Source organism: Lentzea kristufekii (assembly GCF_033949925.1).
GTDB lineage: Bacteria > Actinomycetota > Actinomycetes > Mycobacteriales > Pseudonocardiaceae > Lentzea > Lentzea kristufekii.
Genome location: NZ_JAXAVV010000005.1, coordinates 245,116 through 267,551 on the forward strand (window position 1 = coordinate 245,116; position 22,436 = coordinate 267,551).

At 70.0% G+C, this 22,436-nt stretch carries 22 protein-coding genes and 1 pseudogene; 16 read left to right on the top strand and 7 right to left on the bottom strand.

Features of this window, described 5'->3' with window-relative positions; all coding sequences use genetic code 11:
* The first annotated feature begins 172 nt into the window (after positions 1-172).
* Positions 173-733, top strand: a complete 561-nt coding sequence (locus SK571_RS12790) for a basic secretory protein-like protein (RefSeq protein ID WP_319984251.1) — start codon at positions 173-175, stop codon at positions 731-733.
* Positions 734-743: 10 nt separating this feature from the next.
* Positions 744-1,847 (top strand): glycosyltransferase family 4 protein, encoded by a 1,104-nt coding sequence (locus SK571_RS12795; protein WP_319984252.1) that lies wholly within the window; start codon positions 744-746, stop codon positions 1,845-1,847.
* Between the two features lie 255 nt (positions 1,848-2,102).
* On the opposite strand, the gene SK571_RS12800 is transcribed toward SK571_RS12795, so the two are convergent.
* Both SK571_RS12800 and SK571_RS12805 read right to left on the bottom strand, forming a co-directional pair.
* On the bottom strand, positions 2,103-4,970 hold the full coding sequence (locus tag SK571_RS12800) for an AfsR/SARP family transcriptional regulator (RefSeq protein ID WP_319984253.1): 2,868 nt from the start codon (positions 4,968-4,970) through the stop codon (positions 2,103-2,105).
* Between the two features lie 251 nt (positions 4,971-5,221).
* On the bottom strand, positions 5,222-7,018 hold the full coding sequence (locus tag SK571_RS12805; RefSeq protein ID WP_319984254.1) for an AMP-dependent synthetase/ligase: 1,797 nt from the start codon (positions 7,016-7,018) through the stop codon (positions 5,222-5,224).
* A 98-nt stretch (positions 7,019-7,116) separates the two neighbouring features.
* On the opposite strand from SK571_RS12805, the gene SK571_RS12810 reads away from it, so the two are divergent.
* From SK571_RS12810 to SK571_RS12835, 6 genes are read left to right on the top strand one after another with little or no spacing between them, the layout of a single operon-like run.
* Entirely contained in the window at positions 7,117-7,497 is a 381-nt protein-coding gene (locus tag SK571_RS12810; protein WP_319984255.1) for a polyketide cyclase / dehydrase and lipid transport, read from the top strand.
* Positions 7,498-7,554: 57 nt separating this feature from the next.
* Positions 7,555-8,343 carry a metallophosphoesterase family protein gene (locus SK571_RS12815; RefSeq protein WP_319984256.1) on the top strand — a complete coding sequence of 263 codons (789 nt, stop codon included), beginning with the start codon at positions 7,555-7,557 and terminating at the stop codon, positions 8,341-8,343.
* Positions 8,344-8,366: 23 nt separating this feature from the next.
* A complete protein-coding gene (locus SK571_RS12820; RefSeq protein ID WP_319984257.1) occupies positions 8,367-8,807 on the top strand; it encodes an SRPBCC family protein in 441 nt (146 codons plus the stop codon).
* Entirely contained in the window at positions 8,804-10,012 is a 1,209-nt protein-coding gene (locus SK571_RS12825; RefSeq protein WP_319984258.1) for an ArsA family ATPase, read from the top strand. Before SK571_RS12820 ends, SK571_RS12825 begins: the two co-directional genes overlap by 4 nt.
* Before the next feature lie 14 nt (positions 10,013-10,026).
* Positions 10,027-10,377, top strand: a complete 351-nt coding sequence (locus tag SK571_RS12830) for a hypothetical protein (protein WP_319984259.1) — start codon at positions 10,027-10,029, stop codon at positions 10,375-10,377.
* 14 nt (positions 10,378-10,391) lie between these two features.
* A complete protein-coding gene (locus SK571_RS12835; protein ID WP_406601978.1) occupies positions 10,392-11,363 on the top strand; it encodes an ROK family glucokinase in 972 nt (323 codons plus the stop codon).
* 81 nt (positions 11,364-11,444) lie between these two features.
* Here SK571_RS12835 and SK571_RS12840 read toward each other — a convergent pair whose 3' ends face one another.
* Positions 11,445-11,774 carry a DUF3140 domain-containing protein gene (locus SK571_RS12840; RefSeq protein ID WP_319984261.1) on the bottom strand — a complete coding sequence of 110 codons (330 nt, stop codon included), beginning with the start codon at positions 11,772-11,774 and terminating at the stop codon, positions 11,445-11,447.
* Between the two features lie 52 nt (positions 11,775-11,826).
* On the opposite strand from SK571_RS12840, the gene SK571_RS12845 reads away from it, so the two are divergent.
* Positions 11,827-12,042, top strand: a complete 216-nt coding sequence (locus SK571_RS12845) for a hypervirulence associated TUDOR domain-containing protein (RefSeq protein WP_319984262.1) — start codon at positions 11,827-11,829, stop codon at positions 12,040-12,042.
* A gap of 59 nt (positions 12,043-12,101) precedes the next feature.
* Here the strand turns inward: SK571_RS12845 and SK571_RS12850 are convergent, their stop codons facing one another.
* Together SK571_RS12850 and SK571_RS12855 are read right to left on the bottom strand one after the other, a co-directional pair.
* Positions 12,102-12,227, bottom strand: coding sequence for a hypothetical protein (locus tag SK571_RS12850; protein ID WP_319984263.1), 126 nt, complete (start codon positions 12,225-12,227; stop codon positions 12,102-12,104).
* 66 nt (positions 12,228-12,293) lie between these two features.
* Positions 12,294-12,788, bottom strand: a complete 495-nt coding sequence (locus tag SK571_RS12855; RefSeq protein ID WP_319984264.1) for a hypothetical protein — start codon at positions 12,786-12,788, stop codon at positions 12,294-12,296.
* Between the two features lie 205 nt (positions 12,789-12,993).
* On the opposite strand from SK571_RS12855, the gene SK571_RS12860 reads away from it, so the two are divergent.
* From SK571_RS12860 to SK571_RS12880, 6 genes and pseudogenes are all read left to right on the top strand, one after another.
* Positions 12,994-13,728 (top strand): lysophospholipid acyltransferase family protein, encoded by a 735-nt coding sequence (locus tag SK571_RS12860; RefSeq protein WP_319984265.1) that lies wholly within the window; start codon positions 12,994-12,996, stop codon positions 13,726-13,728.
* A gap of 21 nt (positions 13,729-13,749) precedes the next feature.
* Complete coding sequence (locus tag SK571_RS12865) at positions 13,750-14,262, top strand: polyadenylate-specific 3'-exoribonuclease AS (protein ID WP_319984266.1); 513 nt, start codon at positions 13,750-13,752, stop codon at positions 14,260-14,262.
* 75 nt (positions 14,263-14,337) lie between these two features.
* Positions 14,338-15,366 carry a 6-phosphofructokinase gene (locus SK571_RS12870; protein ID WP_319984468.1) on the top strand — a complete coding sequence of 343 codons (1,029 nt, stop codon included), beginning with the start codon at positions 14,338-14,340 and terminating at the stop codon, positions 15,364-15,366.
* Between the two features lie 195 nt (positions 15,367-15,561).
* Positions 15,562-15,918, top strand: coding sequence for a putative quinol monooxygenase (locus tag SK571_RS12875; RefSeq protein ID WP_319984267.1), 357 nt, complete (start codon positions 15,562-15,564; stop codon positions 15,916-15,918).
* A gap of 213 nt (positions 15,919-16,131) precedes the next feature.
* A pseudogene (locus SK571_RS46360) lies at positions 16,132-16,236 on the top strand (FAD-dependent monooxygenase); the annotation flags it as partial.
* On the top strand, positions 16,214-17,704 hold the full coding sequence (locus SK571_RS12880) for an FAD-dependent monooxygenase (RefSeq protein WP_319984268.1): 1,491 nt from the start codon (positions 16,214-16,216) through the stop codon (positions 17,702-17,704). The pseudogene SK571_RS46360 and the gene SK571_RS12880, both read left to right, overlap by 23 nt.
* Here SK571_RS12880 and SK571_RS12885 read toward each other — a convergent pair.
* Complete coding sequence (locus SK571_RS12885) at positions 17,680-18,687, bottom strand: DUF2891 domain-containing protein (RefSeq protein ID WP_319984269.1); 1,008 nt, start codon at positions 18,685-18,687, stop codon at positions 17,680-17,682. The two genes, SK571_RS12880 and SK571_RS12885, sit on opposite strands and share 25 nt — an antisense overlap.
* A 177-nt stretch (positions 18,688-18,864) precedes the next feature.
* Between SK571_RS12885 and SK571_RS12890 the strand changes: the two genes are divergently transcribed.
* Entirely contained in the window at positions 18,865-20,253 is a 1,389-nt protein-coding gene (locus tag SK571_RS12890) for a class II 3-deoxy-7-phosphoheptulonate synthase (RefSeq protein ID WP_319984270.1), read from the top strand.
* Positions 20,254-20,326: 73 nt separating this feature from the next.
* Here the strand turns inward: SK571_RS12890 and pknB are convergent, their stop codons facing one another.
* Entirely contained in the window at positions 20,327-22,363 is a 2,037-nt protein-coding gene (gene pknB / locus SK571_RS12895; RefSeq protein ID WP_319984271.1) for a Stk1 family PASTA domain-containing Ser/Thr kinase, read from the bottom strand.
* Positions 22,364-22,436 lie beyond the last annotated feature (73 nt).

The following is a 22,436-nucleotide window of genomic DNA, read 5'->3' on the forward strand; positions in this document are numbered from 1 at the left end:
CGCCATGACGTTCCTGCTGGGCGTCAGCGTTGCACTACGGCCCGTTGAGTTGCAGCCGACCGCAACAACCCATTGCAATGAGGCGGTGCTGACGGCTGCCGCAGGCACTGTGAGCAGCAGTTCTTGCGATGGTGCGTTGGCGTCGCGGGTGTTGGGATTGTTGGATGCCTCGGTGCGTGAGGTCACCGATATATTGGATATCACCTGGCCTCAGCGGGTCGCTGTTGTTGTCCCGGCGACGGACAGCGAACTCGTGTCGCTCGTCGGGCCCGCGTTCGCGGACATGGCCGGCGTCGCCATCAGGGACGGTTCCGGGCAGCGCGTCGTCCTCAACCGGGTGCGCGCCGCGGCGTTGTCGGACGTGGAACTGGGCGTGCTGCTGCGGCACGAGATCACCCATGTCGCGACGCGTGACCTGACATCGGACTCGGCGCCGCTGTGGCTGGTGGAGGGTTTCGCGGACTGGGTCGCGTTCCACGGCACGGGGTTGCCGCTTCGCCAGGCCGCGCCGCTGCTGAAGCCGGACGTCTCGGCGTTGCCGGTCGACTTCGGCGGCTCGGGGCGTGATCTCGCGTACCAGCAGGCGTACTCGATCATGGTCTACCTGGAGTCCAGGCTGGGGGAGCGGGGCGTCGTGGACTTCTTCCTGCGGCACGCGTCCTCGTCCGCAGTGGACGCCGGTGCCGTCGACGTGGCGGGCTGGCGCGAGTTCCTGAAAACGAGCATCGGATAGCGTTGAGTTCGTGCGCCGAACCTTGCTGGTGACCAACGACTTCCCGCCCCGCCCCGGTGGCATCCAGTCCTACTTGCACGCTTTGGCGACACGGCTGCCCGCGGACTCGCTCGTCGTCTACGCGCCGAAGTGGAAGGGCGCGGAGGAGTTCGACGCCGAGCAGCCGTTCCCGGTGGTGCGGCACCCCACGTCGCTGATGCTGCCGACGCCGGACGTCCTCGCCCGCGCGCGTGACATCGCCCGTGCCGAGTCGTGCGAGGCCGCGTGGTTCGGGGCGGCGGCACCGCTGGCGTTGCTGGCGCCGGCACTCGGTCTGAGCCGCTCGGTGGCGTGCACGCACGGGCACGAGGTCGGCTGGTCGATGCTGCCGGTGGCGCGGCAGGCGTTGCGGGCGATCGGGTCCGGAGTGGACGTGGTGACCTACGTCAGCCGCTACACCCGTTCGCGGTTCTCGGCCGCGTTCGGGCCGATGGCGGTGCTGGAGCACCTTCCGTCCGGTGTGGACACCGAGCAGTACCGCCCGGACCCCGCCGCGCGTGCCGAGATCCGCCGCCGGCACGGGCTGGGCGACCGGCCGGTGATCGTGTGCGTGTCGCGACTGGTGCCGCGCAAGGGGCAGGACGTCCTGATCCGCGCGCTGCCGCTCATCCAGCGCTCGGTGCCGGACGCCGCTCTGCTGATCGTCGGTGGCGGGCCGTACCGGAAGACGCTCGAGAAGATGGCCGCCGGTTCACGCGACATCGTGCTGACCGGCTCGGTGCCGTGGGAGGAACTGCCCGCGCACTACAACGCCGGCGACGTCTTCGCGATGCCCTGCCGCACGCGCGGCCGCGGCCTCGACGTCGAAGGGCTCGGCATCGTCTACCTCGAAGCCTCCGCGACCGGGCTGCCCGTCGTGGCCGGACGGTCCGGCGGCGCTCCGGAGACCGTCCGGGACGGCATCACCGGCAACGTCGTCGACGGGCTCGACGTCGAGAACGTCGCCGCACGGATCGCCTCGCTGCTCGCCGACCCCGAGACGGCGGCCAAGATGGGGGGCGCCGGCCGGGAGTGGGTCAGCGACCACTGGCGCTGGGACCAGCTCGCACACCGCCTCGAGAACCTCATCGGCTGACCAACGTTCAGCATCGACGTGTTGCGTTCGAGGCTGACCTGATACCCGGTATCGGGCGCGGTTCCGGCGATCAGATGTGTTCGTTCGGTATGCCGACTGCGGACAGTCGGCATGGCCGCTGTCGACGCACGTCATGCGGGTCGTCGACAGCCCGTATACGAGGTGTATGCGCGAATTGCCGCGCAGAAGACAACGTTGTCATCCAGCAAGCAACATGTGGCATGTCGCGGGCAATTCATCGGATGTCCGGGAGGGTCAGGCGAGTTCGCGGGCCCGGTTCTCCAGGACGCGCAATCCCAGTTCGGCACTGCGTCGCGCGGCCTGGTCGGCGGCGGACCGGGAATCGGCGGGACGGTCGAGGTCCCGCAGCACCACGGCCAGGTCGATCAGCGCACGGACCTCGCCCGAGGCGAAGCCGATCCGCCGGGCCGTCATCAGGGCCTGCTCGAACAGTTCGGCGGCGGTGTCGAAGTCGGACAGGGCACGGCGGGTCTCGCCGAGCGTGATCCGGACCGACGTCGCCACCTGCTGGTCGCCTCCGTCGGCCACGAGGGACAGCGCGCGCGAGGCCAGCGACAGGGCCGCGTCGGTGTTGCCGGAGGCGAGTTCCAGGGCGGCGAGGTTCTCCAGGGTCTCGGACTCGCCGGCGGGGACGTTGCCGATCTCCAGGGCGCGTTCGAGGTGGGCGCGGGCCTCGTCGAGACGGCCCTGCAGGCGCAGGGCCATGCCGAGGTAGGTGTGGCTGTCGGCGTTCGGCGCCAGAGTCAGCGCCTGCGAGAAGTGCTCGACCGCGCCGTCGATCTCGCCGAGTTCCACGGCGAGCTGGCCGAGGTTGTACAGGCCGGTGCTGACGCTGTCCGCCGGTGCCGACCGCAGCATCTCCAGGCAGCGGACCAGGGTGTCCTTCGCGGCGACCAGGTCCCCCGAGCGGCGGTGCACGAGGCTGAGGTTGTTCAGCGCGCCCGCCTCGGCGTCCTTGTCGCCCAGCTCCCGGTACAGCTCGATGGCGTGGTCGTGGTGCTCGACGGCCCGCGCGTACTCGCCCAGCCGCAGGTAGAGGGTGCCGAGGTTCGCGTGCATCGCGGCCTCGGCCGGGCGGTGCGCGGACTTCTGGGCGGCCCGCAGGCCGTGCTGCGCCGTCGCGAGCCATTCACCGACGTGCTGGCCGATCCAGAGGTAGCCGCGCAGCGCGTCCGCCAGCTGCCAGGCCATGACCACGGGGCCGTGCTCGGCCGCGTGCCGGATGGCGGCGATCAGGTTCGGGCGTTCCGCGTCGAGCCAGGCGAGGGCCTCGGCCGACGTCGAGATCCGCGGTGCCGGGCCCGTGGGCGACGACGGCAGCCGCACGATTCCGGGGTAGAGCAGCTCGGCGCAGCGCTCGACACCGCGCAGGTAGTGGTCGAGCAGCGACGTCCACGACGCCTCCTGCTCGGACGGGCTGTCCGCCTCCTCGCGCAACGTGGCGGCGTAGCGGACCAGTTCGTCGTGGAACCGGTAGCGGCCGGGAACCGGGGACACCACCAGCCGCGCGATCGCCAGCACCGTCAGCAGGCCGTCGGCGTCCACGTCGGCCAGCGCGGACGCGGCCTCCGGCGTGAAGTCCGGCCCCGGCACCAGCGACAACAGCCGGAACAACCGCTGCGGCGCGGGAGGCAGCGCGGCATAGGCGAGCTCGATCGGCGAACCGGAGATCGTCACGCCGTCGCGCCCGGCCAGGTACGCCGCCGCCACCCGCAACGCCAGCGGCAGGTGCCCGCACCGCGCCGCCAGCTCCGCGTGGTCACCCGGCCCGAGCAGCTTCTCCAGCAACGACTCCGACTCCGCCACCGCGAACACGTCCACCGGCACGGTCCGCGCGCCGTTCATCGCGATCAGGCCGCGCAGGTCGTCCCGCGACGTCACGATCACCCGGCACGACGCCGTCCCCGGCAGCAACGGCCGCACCTGGTCCGGCGCGGAGGCGTTGTCCAGTACCAGCAGCATCCGCCGCCCCGACAGCAACGACCGCAGCATCGTGCTCTGCTCGTCCGCGTCCGGCGGGATCTCGTCCGGCGGCACGCCCAGCGCACGCAGGAACCGCGACAGCACGTCCACCCCGTCCGCGGGCGCCCCCAGCGCGTAGCCGCGCAGGTCGACGTAGAGCTGCCCGTCCGGGAACCGGTCCCGCAGCAGGTGCGCCACGTGCACCGCGAGCGTCGTCTTGCCGACCCCCGGCTGCCCCGCGAGCGTCACGATCGGCACCGACCCGCCGGCGATCAGCCCGGAGACCCGCTCCACGTGCCAGGACCGCCCGGTGAAGTCCGTGATGTCGTCCGGCAGCCGCATCGGCGACGACGGCGCGCGTTCCGGCTCCCGCGCCACCACCGGCGCCGCCAGCTCCGGTGCCCCCATCAAGATCGCCTGGTGCAGCGACCGCAGCTCCTCCGACGGGTCGATGCCCAGCTGCTCGTCCAGCGTCCGGTCGAGCTGCCGGAACGCCTCCAGCGCCTCCGCCTGCCTGCTGCTGCGGTACAGCGCGAGCATCAGCTGCGCCCAGAACCGCTCCCGCAACGGGTGGTCCCGCGTCAGCGCGAACAGCTCCGGCACCAGGTCCGCGTGGTTGCCCAGCGCGAGCTCCACGTCGATCCGCTGCTCGTGCACCCTCATCAGCAACTCGGTCAGCCGCGGCGCGTGCTCCGAGTACAACGTCTCCGAAGGCACGTCCGACAGCACCGGCCCGCGCCACAGCTCCAACGCCTCGCCGAACGCCTTCCGCGCCGTGACCAGGTCGGATGACGAGGCGGCCGCACGTCCGCGAGCCGCCGCGTCAGCGAACCGGTGAGCGTCCACGGCCAGCGGGTCCACCCGCATCCGATAGCCGTCCGCAGCCGTCTGGATCAGCGAGGGATCACCCAGAGCCGCCCGCAGCCGCATCACGTACGTCTGCAACGTCCCACGCGTGCGCGCGGGCGGTGTGTCCCCCCACACGTGCTCGACGAGTTCCGTCACGGGAACGACGCGGTTCGGCCGCAGCAGCAACGCCGCCAGCAACGCCCGGTGCTTGCCCGCCCGCAACACGACGGCGGAGTCCTCCAGGCGTACTTCCAACGGGCCGAGCAGCCGGAACTGCGGACCCGAAGCCATTGCCAACCCCTCGTGCGAGCCAGATCTTCCCCGTCTGCCTCACAGCCTATTAGCGCACTGTCGCCGGGTGACATCGGCGCGTCAGCGATACGTCAGCGCCGTACGGCAATCTTCTTCATGTCCCGGTCGGGGGGCCGGGGCAACACACTTCTCGGGTTCTGCGGAAGTCTCCGCGGATCACGATCGCTGGGGGTCGAAAGGCCCAGGAGCTCTCTCTCAGCTCCTGGGCCTTTCGCGCTGTCCACCTGCTGTTACTTGGCGTAGATCGCGTCGATGTCGGACGCGAACGTCGTCGCCACGACCGAGCGCTTCAGCTTCAGCGACGGCGTCATCTCGCCGCCCGCCTCGGTGAAGTCGACCGGCAGCACCCGGAACTTGCGGATCGCCTCGGCCTTGGACACCGTCTTGTTCGCGTCGTCCACCACGGCCTGGATCTCGGCCAGCAGGTCCGCGTCCTCGATCAGGTCGGGGACCTCGGCCGACGCCGGCTTGCCGTGCGACTCCTTCCACGACGGGAAGAACTCCGGGTCGATGGTGATCAGCGCGCCGATGAACGGCTGCTTGTCGCCGACGACCATGCACTGCGAGATCAGCGGGTGCGCCCGGATCCGGTCCTCGAGCTGCGCGGGGGAGACGTTCTTGCCACCGGCGGTGACGATGATCTCCTTCTTGCGGCCCGTGATCTTCAGGAACCCGTCGCCGTCGAGCTCGCCGATGTCACCGGTGTGGAACCAGCCGTCCTCCAAGGCCTCCTTGGTGGCGGCCTCGTTGTTCCAGTAGCCGGTGAACACGATGTCGCCCTTGATGAGGATCTCGCCGTCCTCGGCGATCTTCACCGACGTGCCGGGCACCGGCAGGCCGACCGTGCCGACCTTCTCCTGGCCGCGGAACGTCACGCACGCCGCCGCCGACGTCTCGGTCAGGCCGTAGCCCTCGTAGACCGGGATGCCCGCGCCGCGGAAGAAGTGCGACAGCCGGGCGCCCAGCGGCGCGCCACCGGAGACCGCCGCGGTCGCGCGACCACCCAGGGCGGCGCGCAGCTTCGTGAACACCAGCTTGTCGAACACCGCGTGCTTGATCCGCAGGCCGAGGCCCGGACCGCCGTTGTCGAGCGCCGTGCTGTACGCGACCGACGTGGCCTCGGCGGCGTCGAAGATCTTGCCCTTGCCGCCGGCGTGCGCCTTCTGCTTCGCGCCGTTGTAGACCTTCTCGAACACCCGCGGCACCGCGACGACGAACGTCGGGCGGAACTGGCCGAGGTCCTCGACGAGGTTCTTCACGTCCGCGGTGTGGCCCAGCGTCGCCCGCGAGTACACGCACGCGAGGTACAGGGCACGCGCCAGGATGTGCGCCAGCGGCAGGAACAGCAGCAGCGAGTTGCCGGCCGTGAGGATCTCCGGGAACCGCGACAGCGCCGACCGCACCTCGGACAGCAGGTTGCGGTGCGTCAGCGTGCAGCCCTTGGGGCGGCCGGTGGTGCCGGACGTGTAGACCAGCGTCGCCGTGTGCTCCGCCTGCACCTGCTTGCGGCGCTCGTGCACCTGCTCGTCGGTGATCTCGGCACCGAGCGCGGTCAGCTCGTCGACCGCGGCGGCCGCGCCGTCGATCTGCCACACGTGGCGCAGCTCGGGGAGCTTGCCGACGACGTCGTCGACCATCGCGCGGTGCGAGGACGCTTCGACGAACACCGCCGTCGCGCCCGAGTCGGACAGGATCCACTCGATCTGGTCCGCCGACGACGTCTCGTAGATGGGCACCACGACGCCGCCCGCCGCCCAGATGGCGAAGTCGAGCAACGACCACTCGTAGCGGGTCTTGGACACCAGGCCGACCCGGTCGCCCAGCTCCAGACCGGCTGCTACCAGGCCTTTTGCGACAGCCATCACCTGCGCGGCGAAGTCACGCGCGGTGATGTCGACCCAGGTGCCGTCGATCTGCCTGCGGAAGCTGACGGCGTTGCCGAAGCGCTCCGCGTTGGCCCACACCATGTCGGTGAGGTTTTCCTCCGGAGCCACTGCGGCCGTGGCGGGGACGCTGAACTCGCGCACGTCAACCTCCGTACGGTGAAATGTTACTGGTGGGGAAACCTAGCGTGTGATTCCGGCGATACAAAGGCTGGTACGCCCTTCCGTTACCTTTTGTCGTCATGGCCAGCGTGGACGTCGTAGACGAGACTTTCCTCGCGGTACCACCCAGCGTGGTCGCCGCAGCCTTCGCCGCGCCCTCGTCGTGGCGCGAGTTCTGGCCGGATCTGGAGCTGGACGTCTACGCCGACAGGGGCGAAGAGGGACTGCGCTGGACGGTCGGCGGCGCGCTCGTCGGCACGATGGAGGTCTGGCTCGAGCCCGTGCTCGACGGCACCGTGCTGCATTACTTCCTCCGTGCTGATTCGCCCTCCGGGTCGCTCACGCCGCGCAACGCCCGCCGCGAGGTGCAACGGCGTCAGCTCGACGCGAAGTCCGTCTCGCTGGGGCTCAAGCTGACTCTGGAGGACGGTCGTCCGGCGGGCTGCCCGCCGCACGGCTGATCTTGCTCGACGTGCGCCTCACAAACCAGCCCCCGGCGCGTCAACTAAGTTGGAACCGTGCGGGTTCACGTGGTCTCGGATGTGCACGGCAACGCGGAGGCGCTGGCGCGTGCCGGCGATGGCGCGGACGCCCTCGTCGTGCTCGGCGACCTGATCGACTTCGTCGACTACCACGACCACTCCAAGGGAATCCTCGGCCAGGTCTTCGGCGCCGAGAAGGTCGGGATCTTCGCCGAGCTGAGGCGCGGCACCAGGCGCGCGGACACGGCGAGCTACATCCGGTCGCTGTGGGACGGTCTCGCCGACGCCCGTTCCGTGGTCGAGGAAGCGGTGCTGGAGCAGTACCACGCGTTGTTCAGCGCCATGTCCGCGCCGACGTACGCGACACCGGGCAATGTGGACAGTCCGCACCTGTGGCCGCAGTTCGCCGGCGCCGGCGTGCACGTCCTCGACGGTGAGGCCGCGGAGATCGGCGGGCTGAGGTTCGGCTTCGCCGGCGGCGGGCTGATGGTGCCCGGACTGGTCCGCAACCCCAACGCGCCGTGGTTCCCGTACCTGCGCACGGAGGAGGACATGGCGTCGGCGCTGGACCGGATGGGGCAGGTCGACGTGCTGTGCACGCACATCCCGCCGCTCGTCCCGGACCTGACCTACGACGTCGTCGCGCGCCGTCCCGAGTGGGGGTCGCGGGCCGCGCTGGAGAAGATCCAGCGCGAACGTCCGCGCTGGTCGGTGTTCGGCCACGTGCACCAGCCGCTGGCCAGGCGCGTCCGCGTGGGCTACACCGAGTGCGTCAACGTCGGGCACTTCCAGCGCAGCGGCAAGCCTCACGTCCTGAATTGGTAGCCACGCGAGTAACCTCCACGTCTATGGCCGACGAGTCCACTCAGTCCATCGTCATCGACGCTCCGCCTGAGAAGATCATGGCGATCATCGCGGACTTCCCGTCGTACCCGGACTGGGCGAACGGGATGAAGGAAGTCGAGGTCCTCGCCGCGCGGGAGGACGGCCGTGCCGAGCAGGTGCGGTTCGCGATCGACCAGGGGCCCGTGAAGGACGAGTACACCCTGAAGTACGACTGGGCCCCCGACGGTCTGTCGGTGAAGTGGGAGCTCGTCAAGGGCACCATGCAGAAGGCGCAGCAGGGCAGCTACGTGCTCGCGCCGTCGGGCACCGGCACCAAGGTCACCTACACGCTGTCGGTGCAGCTGGTGATCCCGATGATCGGGCTGTTCCGCCGCAAGGCCGAGAAGATGATCCTCGACACCGCGCTCAAGGAACTCAAGAAGCGCGCGGAGAAGGCGGCTTGAGCCGGGTCCTGCTCTTCACCGGCAAGGGCGGGGTCGGCAAGACGACGCTGTCGGCGGCGACCGCGGCCTCACTGGCCGCGCACGGCCGCAAGGCGCTCGTGGTCTCCACCGATCCCGCGCACTCGCTGGGCGACGCGCTCGACGTGCGTCTCGGCGCCGAACCGTCCGAAGTGGACGGCTCGGCCGGTTTGTTCGCCTGCCAGATCGACCCGCGCGGCCTCGTCGACGAGGCGTGGGGCGAGCTGCGCGGGCACCTGCGGACCGTGCTGGCGGGCGCCGGTGTCGACGAGCTCGACGCCGAGGAGCTGACCGTGCTGCCGGGCGTCGAGGAACTCCTCGCGCTGGCGGAGGTGCGGCGGCTCGCGGCGTCCGGGCCGTGGGAGGTCGTGGTCGTCGACTGCGGGCCGACCGCGGAGACGTTGCGGCTGCTGTCGCTGCCCGAGGCGTTCGCCGGCTATCTCGAACGGCTCTTCCCCACCCACCGGCGCGTGGTGCGCGGGCTCCTCGCGGGCGTCGCGGGCACCGGGACCGTCGAGAAGTGGGACGCGACGGCCGACGCGCTGAGCCGGCTCGCCGAACGGCTGGACGCGTTGCGCTCGATGCTCGCGGACTCCTCGTCGTGCTCCGTGCGGCTCGTGCTGACGCCCGAACGCGTCGTCGCCGCCGAGACCCGCCGCACGCTGACCGCGTTGGCGCTGCAGGGAATCCGGGTCGACAGCGTGATCGCGAACCGGCTGGTGCCCTCGCCGGGTGCCGCACGCGGTGCCGCCGCCTCCTGGCTGCGGACCCGCCGGCACGAGCAGGACGCCGTGCTGGCCGAGCTGACCGGGATCGGTGAGATCCGCACGGTCGACCACCGCGCGTCGGAGCCCGTGGGCGTGCCGGCGTTGCTGGAGGTCGCCGAGCAGCTCTACGGCGACTCGGACCCGTTGCCGGGTGCGGCGGTGTCGGAGTCGTTGCTGGAGGTGTCGGGCAGCGGGCGGGGACTCGACGCCCGATACTCGCTGCGGATCGCGTTGCCGCTGTCCGACGACACGGAGCTGGACCTCGCGCGCGTGAGCGACGACCTGGCGCTGACCGTGGACGGCCGGCGCCGGCTCGTGGCGCTGCCGTCGTTGTTGCGGCGCTGCATCGTCACCGGTGCGGAGATGGACTCGGGCGGCGTGACGGTGGGATTCCGGCCGGACCCGTCCCTGTGGCGCTGATCAGGAGCTCGTAGATGACCCAGGACAACACCGGCAAGCTCGCCGAGGAGCTGCGGCTGCTCATCGACACCGCCGCCGAGCGCATGCAGCCGTGGCTGCAGCGCGTCTCCGAGGCGGGCGACGGCTCGCACACGCCCGAGACGTGCGGCTGGTGCCCGTTGTGCAACGGCGTGGCGTTGCTGCGCGGCGACCGCTCCGAACTGGCCGCGAAGGCCGCCGAACACGCGGCGGGCCTCGTCGCGGTGCTGCGGGCGGCCCTGCGCGAGCCCGGCACCCCGCAGCCCTCACCGCCTGCCGGCGACGAACCGGATCCTGACGCCGGGCAGCGCGTGCAGCACATCAAGGTCGTCAGGAAGTCCGACTAGTGCTCACCGTCGGAGTGGACATCGGCGGCACCAGCGTGCGCGCCGGTGTCGTGGACCCGCGCGGCTCGGTCCTGGACACCTCGCGCGCCCCCACGCCCGCCGGCGAACGCGCGCTCGAAGACGCGATCGTCGCCGCCGTGGAGGAGGTGGCGACCCGCCACGCGGTGAGCGCCGTCGGTCTCGCCGTGGCGGGCTTCATCGCCTCAGACCGCCGCACGGTCCGTTTCGCGCCCCACCTGGCGTGGCGGCAGGCGGACGTGGCCGACCGCATGAGCGACCGCCTGGGCATGCCGGTCGTCCTGGAACACGACGCGAACGCCGCCGCCCTGGCCGAACACCGCTTCGGCGCGGCCCGGGGCGCCAAGACCGCCGTCCTCGTCGCCATCGGCACGGGCATCGGCGCCGCGCTGCTGCTCGACGGCGAGGTCTTCCGCGGCGCGTACGGCGTGGCCCCCGAACTGGGCCACCTGCGCGTCGTTCCGGACGGCCGCCCCTGCCCGTGCGGCAAGAACGGCTGCTGGGAGCGCTACTGCAGCGGCACGGCGCTGAGCGCGACGGCCGTGGAACTGCTCGCCAAGCACCCCGGCGTCTCGACCGTCCTGGCCCGCGAGGCGGCGGGCGACTCGCGCGCGGTGACCGGCCGCCGCGTGGCCGGAGCGGCCCGCGACGGCGACCCGCTGGCCAAGCGCGCGATGGCCGACCTGGCCCGCTGGCTCGGCGAGGGCCTGGCGCTGGTCGCCGACGTCTACGACCCCGAGGTGATCGTCATCGGGGGAGGCGTGTCGACCTCGGCACCGCTGTTCCTCGACGACGCCCGCGAGCGCTACTCCGCCGTGGTGACGGGAGCGGGCCACCGGCCGCTGGCCCGGATCCGCACCGCCCAGCTCGGCGACGACGCGGGCATCGTGGGCGCGGCGACCCTGGCCCGCGAGATGGCGACCCAGATGACCTCGCGAGTGGCCGAGAACCACTCGCGCAGGGCTTAGGCCCTGTCCTGCAGGTCCGTTCGATGAGAGTCACGGTCGAGTGACCCGCGACCATCGCGGACGAGACCTGCAGGACAGGGCCTAGTTCTTGAGCGGGTCGTTGCCCCAGTTCATCAGCGAGTGACGCCAGCGGCTGTCCTCGACGTCCCCGGAGGGCCGCTGGGCGAGGTGGCGGTGCACGTAGCCGACGACCTTGCGCATGTGCTGGTAGTCGCTGTCGGTCAGGTCGTCGCGCTTCGTCTTCAGCAACGTGACGATGCGGCGGCCTGACGCGTGCCCGGTCGACTCACCGGACGACTTGTCGCCCACTTCTTCGGACTCGTCGGTGCCGAGCCACTTCTCCAGCTCCGATGCGGTCATGTTGACCGCATCGGCGAAGTCCTTCCGGATCTGGTCCCGGTCGTCGCTCACTGGTCCTCTTCCTGGACGGATCGACTCGTCCGGTCGGGGGTATCCCGCGGGCATGACGAAGCATCCTTACAAGCAAGGCGACGAGGTCGAGTGGTCGAGCCACGGCTCGAAGACCCACGGCGAGGTCAAGGAGGAGATCACCACGGAGAAGGAGGCGGCGGGCCGCAAGGTCAAGGCCTCGAAGGAGGAGCCCCAGTACCGCGTGGAGAGCGCGAAGAGCGGCCGGGACGCGGTCCACAAGCCGGAAGCGCTGAGGAAGAAGAAGTGAGCGTCCGCGGCGAGCTCGTCGGGGTTGTTCGCTCGCCGCGAACACTCGGTCCGGGGTGGCTAGCGGCCGAGCAGGCGCAGGATGCGCGGGCGGCGGCGCTTGGCCCCGTCCTTCTTGCTCAGGGTCGCCATGGCACGGGCCATCATCAGGTGCTGCATCTGGTCCATGTGCGACACGGTAAGCACGACCGAATCGTTATCTGAAGGTTTGAGTGGCCGTTATCACGTCGTTACCCGGCAGGCCGTGACCCGTCACACCTGCGCGCCGTCGTCCCATCCCGAGTCCGGCGGCGGGGTGTTGCGCATCCGCAGGATCAGCCAGCCGACGCCCGCGCAGAGCGCCACCAGCGACAGCGGTGTGCCGATCCGCGACTGCAGGCCGAAGATGCCAGGCGCGACCAGCAGCAGGATGCCCAGCACGAACAGGCCGAGTGCCGCGAGAGTCGAGGCGCGCAGCACCGGGAACGGCGGCGGCTCCGGCGGGACGTAGTGGTCCTCGTCGGCCGGATCCCGGCGTTCGGGCTCGTCGGCGGGGTCCGGCAGGGGATCTTCCGCCACGACGGTGCGTGGCTCGGGCTCGCCGTGCCCGGTCACCGTGTTCGTCTCCGGGTCCGCCTCGTCGAGGTCGAGCCAGTCCTTGCCGACCCCGTCCCGTTCGAGACCCGCGACGATCTCGGCAAAGAGCTCGTCGACGTTCTCCGGTCCGTCGGTCGAGTCGCGCCGGGCGTTCATCCAGAGCCTCTCCACAAAGCCGCAACCCTCTGACCCCTCATCGTTGCACGGTCGGGATGTGTTGCGGGTTACGGCAGTCGGCCCAGTCACGTTCCCGGTCCCGCGTATCCGGCACGGGCCGTGACGCACTAACTCGGGACTCGTTGTGTGAGGTGCGGTCGGCTCCGTAGGCTGATTGTCGGGATCAAGGTTCGGGGTCTTAAGGGAGGCGCTTCCCAAGGTGCTGTACTGGTTGATGAAGCACGTCCTCCTGGGACCGATTCTGCGGCTGTTCTTCCAGCCGAAGATCATCGAGGGCGCCGAGAACATCCCGAAGGAGGGCGGAGCCATCCTGGCGAGCAACCACCTCGCCGTCTCCGACTCGTTCTTCCTGCCGCTGATGCTGTCGCGGCGCGTCACGTTCCCGGCGAAGATCGAGTACTTCACCGGCACGGGGATCAAGGGCAGGCTGCAGAAGTGGTTCTTCTCCGGTGTCGGCCAGGTGCCGATCGACCGGTCCAGCGCGTCCGCCGCGCAGGGAGCGCTCGACACCGGTGTGCGGATCGTGCGCGAGGGCAAGCTCCTCGGCATCTACCCCGAGGGCACGCGTTCGCCCGACGCCCGTCTCTACAAGGGCAAGGTCGGCGTCGCGTGGATCGCGCTGGAGTCCGGTGCGCCGGTCATCCCCGTGGCGATGTTCGGCACGGACAAGGCGAACCCCATCGGCTCCAAGATGTGGAAGCCGTACCCGATCCGCATCAAGATCGGGAAGCCGCTCGACTTCTCCCGCTACGAGGGCCTGTCCGGCGACAGGTTCGTGCTGCGCTCGATCACCGACGAGATCATGTACGCGCTGATGGAGCTCTCCGGCCAGGAGTACGTCGACGTCTACGCGGCGAAGGCCAAGGAACAGCCCGCCGGCGCGCCGGAACAGGGCAAGAAGGGCGACCGGGTGCCCGAGAAGAAGGCGAGCTGACCGCACCCCTAGGGTGTCGCGGTGCGGTTTTTCTACGACTGTGAGTTCATCGAGGACGGGCTGACGATCGACCTCGTGTCGATCGGTGTGGTCGACGAGGAAGGCCGCGAGTTCTACGCCGTGTCCACCGAGTTCGACCCCGATCGCGCGGGACCGTGGGTGCGGCAGAACGTCCTCAACCAGCTGCCCTCGCCCGCGGACAAGGCGTGGCGCAGCCGCGAGCGCATCCGCGAGGACCTGCTCGACTTCCTCGACGCCCGCAACGCCGCGCGCGACGAGATCGAGCTGTGGGCCTGGTTCGCCGCCTACGACCACGTGGCGCTCGCGCAGCTGTGGGGTGCGATGCCGGCGTTGCCGCGCTCGCTGCCCCGGTTCACCCGTGACCTGCGGCAACGCTGGGACGACGTCGGCCGCCCCAGGCTGCCGGCTCCTCCGGCGGACGCGCACGACGCCCTCGCCGACGCGCGGCACAACCTCGCGCGGTGGAAGGTGATCGAGGAGCAGCGCCGGAAAATCGGTTTTCCCGTCCGGTAAGTGAGACCCGCGTTGCTGCACCGATACAGCTCGTGACAGTCTGCGTGACACAGAACACGAGAGATGGGGAAGCAGATGCGCATCGGTGTGCTCACTGGCGGTGGTGACTGCCCCGGTCTGAACGCCGTGATCCGGGCCGTGGTCCGCAAGGGCATCAAGGCACACGGCTGGGAGATCGTCGGGTTCCGCAACGGGTGGCAGGGCCCGATCGAGAACCTCACCAAGTCGATCGACCTCGCGGACGTCGAGGAGATCCTCACCCGCGGTGGCACGATCCTGGGCTCGTCGCGCACGAACCCCTACAAGGTCGAGGGCGGTGTCGACCGCATCCGCGAGACCATCGCGGAGAACCAGATCGACGCCATCATCGCGATCGGCGGCGAGGACACCCTCGGTGTCGCCAAGCGCCTCACGGACGACGGCATCGGCGTCGTCGGTGTGCCGAAGACGATCGACAACGACCTCGGCGCCACGGACTACACGTTCGGCTTCGACACGGCCGTCCACATCGCGACCGAGGCCATCGACCGCCTGCGCACCACGGCCGAGTCGCACCACCGTGCGCTCGTCGTCGAGGTCATGGGCCGTCACGCCGGCTGGATCGCGCTGCACTCCGGTCTCGCCGGTGGCGCGAACGTCATCCTCGTCCCGGAGCGCCCGTTCAGCGTCGACAAGGTCGTCGAGCACGTCGAGCGCCGCTTCGAGAGCGAGTTCGCCCCGATCATCGTCGTCGCCGAGGGCGCGATCCCCGAGGGTGGCGCCGAGGTGCTGCACTCCGGTGAGCGCGACGCCTTCGGTCACGTCCGCCTCGGTGGCGTCGGCCAGTGGCTCGCGGAGGAGATCGCGGACCGCACCGGCAAGGAGTCCCGCGCGGCCGTCCTCGGCCACATCCAGCGCGGTGGCACGCCGACCGCCTACGACCGCGTCCTCGCGACCCGCTTCGGCCTGCACGCCGTCGACGCCGTCGCCGCCGGTGACTTCGGCACCATGGTCGCGCTGCGCGGCACGGACATCGTCCGCGTGAAGCTGTCGGAGGCGACGGCCGAGCTCAAGACGGTTCCGACCGAGCGTTACGAAGAGGCCGAGGTCTTCTTCGGCGCCTGATTCCGGGCCTGACCTGGCCTGATCCGGCAATATCCAATATCCGATATATCGCTTATGCAAAAGACGTTTGCGGACGACCGCAAACGTCTTTTGCATAAGGGTGCCGGTCCCGCTCGCTGGGACTCGCGCTGTGACCCGGCCCTCGCTGGCTGCGATGGTGAATTCACCATCCGTTGAGCAGTTGAGGGAGACCTGATGAGCGACGCGCGAGTCGTCCTGCCAGAGCCGGACGCGGACGAGACCGGGCCTTACACACACCTCGGGTTCGCGACCGCCAAAGCCGGTTGTGAGGACCAGGTCGAGGCGCTGCTCCTCGGCCTCGTGGAGCCGTTGCGCGCCGAAGAGGGCTCGATCGAGTTCCACGTCCACCGCGACCGCGCGGACCGGTCGCAGTTCGTGATCTACGAGATGTTCCGGTCGAAGCAGGACCTGGAGAAGCACCTCGCCGAGCCGTACGTGCAGGAGTTCGTCCGCGCGATCGGGCCGGTCGTGCAGGGCCCGCTGGTCCAGCAGTTCCTGCGCATGTCCAGCGACCTGCCGGCGGTGAGGTGAACCGTGGGCCTGCTGATCTTCGCCGTCGTCGCACTGCTGTTCCTGCTCACCCGCAGGACGTGAGGCAGGCTCACCGGCACCCTGTTGCCTCAGGTCACCGCTCGTCCCGGCAGCGGTCTCCTGGCCGGTCTGGGCAAGTCGAGGACCCGGCCGGAACCGACGGTCGCCCCACCGAAGAACGCCGGGCCGCGGCTGGCCCGCTACGACTGCGACGTGCTCGTCGTCGGCGCCGGCCCGAGTGGCCTGATGACGGCGGCGCTGCTGGTCCGCCAGGGCGTGAAGGTGTGCGTGGTCGATGCCAACACCGGCCCCGCCACGGAATCGAGGCGTTCGCCGTCCAGGCCCGCACCATCGAACTGTTTCGGAGCATCGGGCTCGCGGACGAACTGCTGGAACGCGGTGTCGTCACCACCGGATCCGGTTCCACATCAGGGGCAAGCACGTCGGTGGCCTCGACTTCGACCGTGCGAAGGCGGCGACCACGCCGTACCAGTTCATCCTGATGGCACCGCAGTCCGAAGTGGAGGAGGTGCTGCTCAGAGACCTCGCGCGGCACGGCGTCACGGTGCGCCGCGGCACGAGGCTCACCCAGCTCCACCAGACCGAGGACGCCGTCACCGCGTTGGTCGGAGAGTGCACGGTCACCGCCCAGTACGTCGTGGGAGCGGACGGGGCGCACAGCACCGTCCGGCAGCAGCTCGGGATCGGCTTCGACGGCGACAAGTACGGTCAGCGCTACCTCCTGGCCGACTGCAAGGTCGAGTGGCCGCTCGACCACGCGCACTTCCGGGTCTTCATGAACCGCGACCGCATCGGCCTGTTCCTGCCTCTCCAAGGCGCCGAGACCTCACGCGTGATGGTCACCGACTTCGGTGATCCGGCAGCGGACTTCGACCTGGAGAACCTCCAGGCAGAGCTGCGCAAGGCGATGAACCTGCCCGTCACCCTCAGCGCCCCGATCTGGACCAGCCGCTACCAGGTCCACCTGCGCGGCGTCGACGACTACCGGCTTGGCAGGGCTTTCCTCGTCGGCGACGCCGCCCACATCCACTCCCCGGCGGGCGGCCAGGGCATGAACACCGGCCTGCACGACGCCGCCAACCTCGCGTGGAAGCTCGCGGCGGCGATCAACGACGACGTGGACCTGCTCGACACCTACTCCGCCGAACGGCATCCGGCGGGCGTCAGGCTGCTGAAGTTCACCGACCGCCTCTACCGGGTCGCGGCGGCCCTGCGCGGCTGGCAGGCGTGGCTGCGCGACACCGCGGGGCCGTTCCTCGTCGGACGGATGTCGGCGGCCCCGATCCCGCACCGCAGGTCGTTCCAGCGCCTCTCTCAGATCAGCCTCGGCTACCGTCCCAGCGACATCAACGTCAACGAGCTGCTCTACTCGCTCCGAGGGCCGCTGGCGGGCCAGCGCGTCCCGGACGCCAGGATCAACGACCGCGAGCAGGTGTTCGACCTGCTGCAGGACTACCGGCTGCACGTCCTCGCGTTGTCCCGCAAGCACCTCACCGGCGACGAGATCGCCTCGCACACGGCGGCGCTCGCCGAACTCGATGCCGCGAGCCACCTCGTCGCGCGCGTCGAAGCGAGAAGAGACGACCGCGTGCACCGGGCCGACTCGGCGCAGGTGTTCGAGCACTACGGCCTCACCGAACCGGATTCCCAGGCCCTGTACGTGATCCGCCCGGACGGTCACTGCAAAGAACGTTTGCGGACGTCCGCAAACGTTCTTTGCATAAGGTTGATAAGTGCAGGTCAGAAGACTTTGACGTCGAGGTAGGCGCCGAACGTGCCGAGCCAGTGGTCGGCCATGTAGCCGTGCCCGCCGAACACGTACGTCCACCCGGCCTCGCGATGCGCCGACGAGGCCGTGCGAGCCAGCGACGCGTACCGGTGCCCGGTCGGCAGCGCCTCCGCGATCGCCTCCCAGTTCCAGGCGCGCGACAACGCGAGCCCGGCGAGGTGCGAGCCGTAGGGGTCGCTGGGGTCGTCGACCGGGAAGGGCTCGCGCAGCACGCGCCACCGTTCCGACTCGAGGTCCGGCAGGTACGCGTCGAGCCAGTCGGAGAACTCCGCGGTGTCCAGGGCCCGCCGCATGAGGTCGGCCGTCGTGAGCGCGGGGGACAGGAAGTCGGCGGCGTCCGGTTCGAAACCGCCGTACCCGGCCTCGTCCCGGTGCCACCGCAGCGCCGCGGCGGCGCACGCGGAGGCCAGTTCGGCGTCACCGGTCGCCTGGGCGGCGTCGAACACGAGGCCGGTCGCGAACGCGGTGTTGCTGTGGGTGCCGGTGCGGATCGGCAGGCGCGCCGCCGAGATCCACTCCAGCCACCGGTCGCGCAGCACCTCCGCGATCGGCGCCACCGACCACGGCAGATCGGAGGTGCGCAGTTCGGCGTCGAGCAGCAGCAGCCACGCCCAGCCGTACGGCCGCTCCCAGTGCCGTCCGGCCGGGGAGGCGAAGAACGCGGCCTCGGTGGCGCAGTTGTCGGGCGTGATCAGCTTGTCGAGGGCGTTGCGGGCCGTGTCCGCTCCCGAGAGAGAGGGACGCAGCCGCAGCAGACGCACGGCGAGCCACGTCTGGTGCACGCACGAGTGCCAGTCGAACGACCCGGCGAACACGGGATGCAGCACCCGCTGCGGCACGAGCCGGTCGTCACCGTCGATGACGTGCGTCCAGTGCACCGGGTGGTCGCGCTGGATGTTGTTGACCGCGATGCCCAGCAGCCGGGTCGCGGTGCTGTCATCCAAACGGGTGGCGTTCATGGCCCACATCATGCAATGCGATGTCTCAACTGGGCAGAGCCCGATAGTTGACAAGTAACAGACTTCACTCCGCCGGAGGTAACACCCGCTACCCCGGATGATGCCCAGGCCAAGACCCCTCCGGGTGCTGACAGGCCCGGCCCGGTCTCTCAGTGTGGGACAACTAGGATGAGCAGCGTGAACTGGACCGTGGACGTGCCCATCGACACGCTTCCCGAGCTTCCGCCGCTGCCTCCCGAGATGCGCAAGCGCCTGGACGACGCACTGTCGCGCCCGGCCGCCCAGCAGCCCGAATGGCCCGACGCCGAACAGGTGCGTCGCGTGCGGACCGTGCTCGAGAGCGTGCCGCCGATCACCGTGCCCGCCGAGATCGACCGGCTGCACACGCAACTGGCGCAGGTCGCGAACGGTGAGGCATTTCTCCTGCAGGGCGGTGACTGCGCGGAGACGTTCGCTGACAACACCGAGCCGCACATCCGCGCGAACATCCGGACCCTGCTGCAGATGGCTGTCGTGCTGACCTACGGCGCGAGCCTTCCGGTGGTGAAGGTCGGCCGCATCGCCGGCCAGTACGCCAAGCCGCGTTCGTCGGGCATCGACGCGCTCGGCCTGCCGTCCTACCGCGGCGACATCATCAACTCCCTGGTCCCGACGCCCGAAGCGCGTGTCGCCGACCCCGGTCGCATGATCCGCGCGTACGCGAACGCCGGTGCGGCCATGAACCTGCTGCGGGCGCTCACCGGCGCGGGTCTCGCCGACCTGCACCGCGTGCACGACTGGAACCGCGACTTCGTGCGCACCTCGCCCGCGGGCGAGCGCTACGAGGCCCTGGCCGGCGAGATCGACCGCGGCCTGAAGTTCATGTCGGCCTGCGGCGTGAACGACCAGTCGCTGCACGGCACGGAGATCTTCGCCTCGCACGAGGCGCTGCTCCTCGACTACGAGCGCGCGCTGCTCCGCCTCGACACGACGGGCGACGAGCCGAAGCTGTACGATCTGTCGTCGCACTTCGTGTGGATCGGTGAGCGCACCCGTCAGCTCGACGGTGCGCACATCGCGTTCGCCGAGATGCTGGCGAACCCGATCGGTCTCAAGATCGGCCCGACGACGACGCCGGAGATGGCCGTCGAGTACGTCGAGCGCCTCGACCCGTACAACAAGCCGGGCCGCCTGACGCTCATCTCGCGCATGGGCAACCAGAAGGTGCGCGACGTGCTGCCCGCCATCGTCGAGAAGGTCGAGGCCAGCGGCCACAAGGTCATCTGGCAGTGCGACCCGATGCACGGCAACACGCACGAGTCGTCGACCGGCTACAAGACCCGGCACTTCGACCGCATCGTCGACGAGGTCCAGGGCTTCTTCGAGGTGCACCGCCGTCTCAACACGCACCCCGGCGGCATCCACATCGAGCTCACGGGTGAGGACGTCACCGAGTGCCTCGGCGGCGCCCAGGAGATCTCCGACGACGACCTCGCCGGCCGCTACGAGACGGCGTGCGACCCGCGCCTGAACACGCAGCAGTCGCTCGAGCTCGCGTTCCTCGTCGCCGAGATGCTGCGGTCCTGAAGAGTTTCCTGAAGACGAGCTGAAGAACGAAGGGCCCCGCGTCGAGAACGCGGGGCCCTTCGCTTTGCCCTTGTCAGAGGCCGACGATCGTGATCTCGGTTCCTCGCTTCACCCGCGTGCGCGGCGGGATCGACTGGTTCACCACGGTCGCGTTGTTGCTCTTGTTGAACTCGACCTTCACCTTCAGGCCGGCCCGTTCGAGCTCCTCCTTGGCCTCCCGCACCTTCTGCCGGGTGACGTCGGGAACCTCGACCTCCTGGTTGTTCTGGTAGAAGAGCGTGACGCGCTTGTTCTGCGTCGGGTCCAGCACCGTGCCCGCGGGCGGGTCCGTCCGCACCACGCGTGACCCGTTGTTCTCCGGCGCGTCCTCGCCACCCGCGTCGACCGCCTCCAGACCGGCGCGCTGCAGCTCAGCGGTCGCCTCCTCCTTCGTCTTGCCCGTCACGTTCGGCACGGGCAGACGCGGAGGCGGGCCCTTGCTCAGGATGAGGGTCACCGGGGCGTTGAGGTCGAGCGCCGTGCCAGGACGCGGATCGACGCCGACGACCTTGCCGATCGGCACGGTGTCGTGGAACGCGTCCTTCGCGGGGTCCTTGACCGCCTTGAGGCCCGCGGCCTGGATCTCCTTGGTCACGGCGTCCTGCTCGGCCCCGGCGGTGACGAACGGCACCACGGGCCTGCCGCGCGACACGACGAGCTTCACCTGCTCGTTCTTGCGCAGCTCGGCACCAGGTCCGGGGTCGGAGCTGATGACCGTGCCGTTGGGGACGTCGTTGGACGGCACCTTCTCGACCAGCCCGGTCAGGTCGGCCTTCGAGAGCAGCAGCATCGCGTTCTGCTCGGACTGCCCGGCCACCGACGGCATCTCCGTGTACCGGTTCGCGCCGACGTACCAGGTGAACAGCCCGACGAGGACCACCACGACGGCGGCCACGGAACCCCAGATCGTGAAGAGCTTCTTGCGCCGCTTGCGCTCCGCCTCGACCGGGTCGACCTTCGGCTTGCGCTTCTGCGGGGGACGGCGGCGCGGCGGCTCCGGCCGCTGCATCGTGCGCGTCGCCGAGTTGCCGACGGGGATGCCGGGAGGCGGCGTCAGCGGAGGCCCGGTGCTGACCGTCGTCATCGCCGCCGAGTTCAGCGGCGGCTTCGGCACCACCGGCCTGGTCAGCTCGGCCGCCGAGGGAGGAGTGGCGCCGACCGCGACGGGGACCGGCCGCATGACGACCGTCCTGTCGTTCTCGGGCGCCGAACCGGGCACGGGCACCGGCTGCGGCGTGAGGCCCAGCTCCGAGCCCACGCGCTCCAGCTCGGCCAGGAACGCGTCGGCGTTCGCGGGCCGCAGCACCGGGTCGCGCCGCGTCGCCTTGCGCACCAGCGTGTCGAGCGCCAGCGGGATCTCCGGAACCGACGGGACGTCCGAGTTCACGTGCTGGTAGGCCACCGAGATGGCCGTCTCGCCGCGATAGGGCGCCTGGCCCGCCAGCATCTCGTAGAGCACGATCCCGGCCGAGTAGACGTCACTGCGCGCGTTCGCGGCGCCCGATTCCACCTGTTCAGGTGAAAGATAGGCGACGGTGCCCAGGATCTCACTGTCGCTCGTGACGCCGTTCTCGGCGATCGCACGGGCCAGCCCGAAGTCCGCCACCTTCACCTGGCCACCAGGCCCGATCAGCACGTTCTCCGGTTTCACGTCCCGGTGCACGAGCCCCGCGCGGTGAGCGGCGCCCAACGCCGACAGCACCGGCCCGAGGATGCTCAACGCCACGGCGGGAACGAGCTTGCCGCGCTGGTTGAGCAGGTCACGGAGGTTGCCGCCGTCGATCAGCTCCATCACCAGGTACACCTGGTCACCGTCGACGCCCTGGTCGTGCACGGACACCACTGCCGGGTGGTGCAACTGGGCCGCCGCACGCGCCTCACGTTCGAAGCGCGCCACGAACGCGGGGTCCGCGGTCAGGTGCGGATCCATCACCTTGATGGCCACATCGCGATCGAGGCGGGTGTCACGACCTCGATAGACGGTGGACATGCCGCCGCGCGCCAGCACGGAGTCCACCCGGTAGCGCTGCTCGAGCAGTCCACCCATCACGTTCGAAACCGACCTCTCCACAGTGCGAGATGGTAAAGCTCAGGATGACCCGGTTGGCGGAAGGGCGTTCCCAGTTCGGTTATGGCATCGTGAC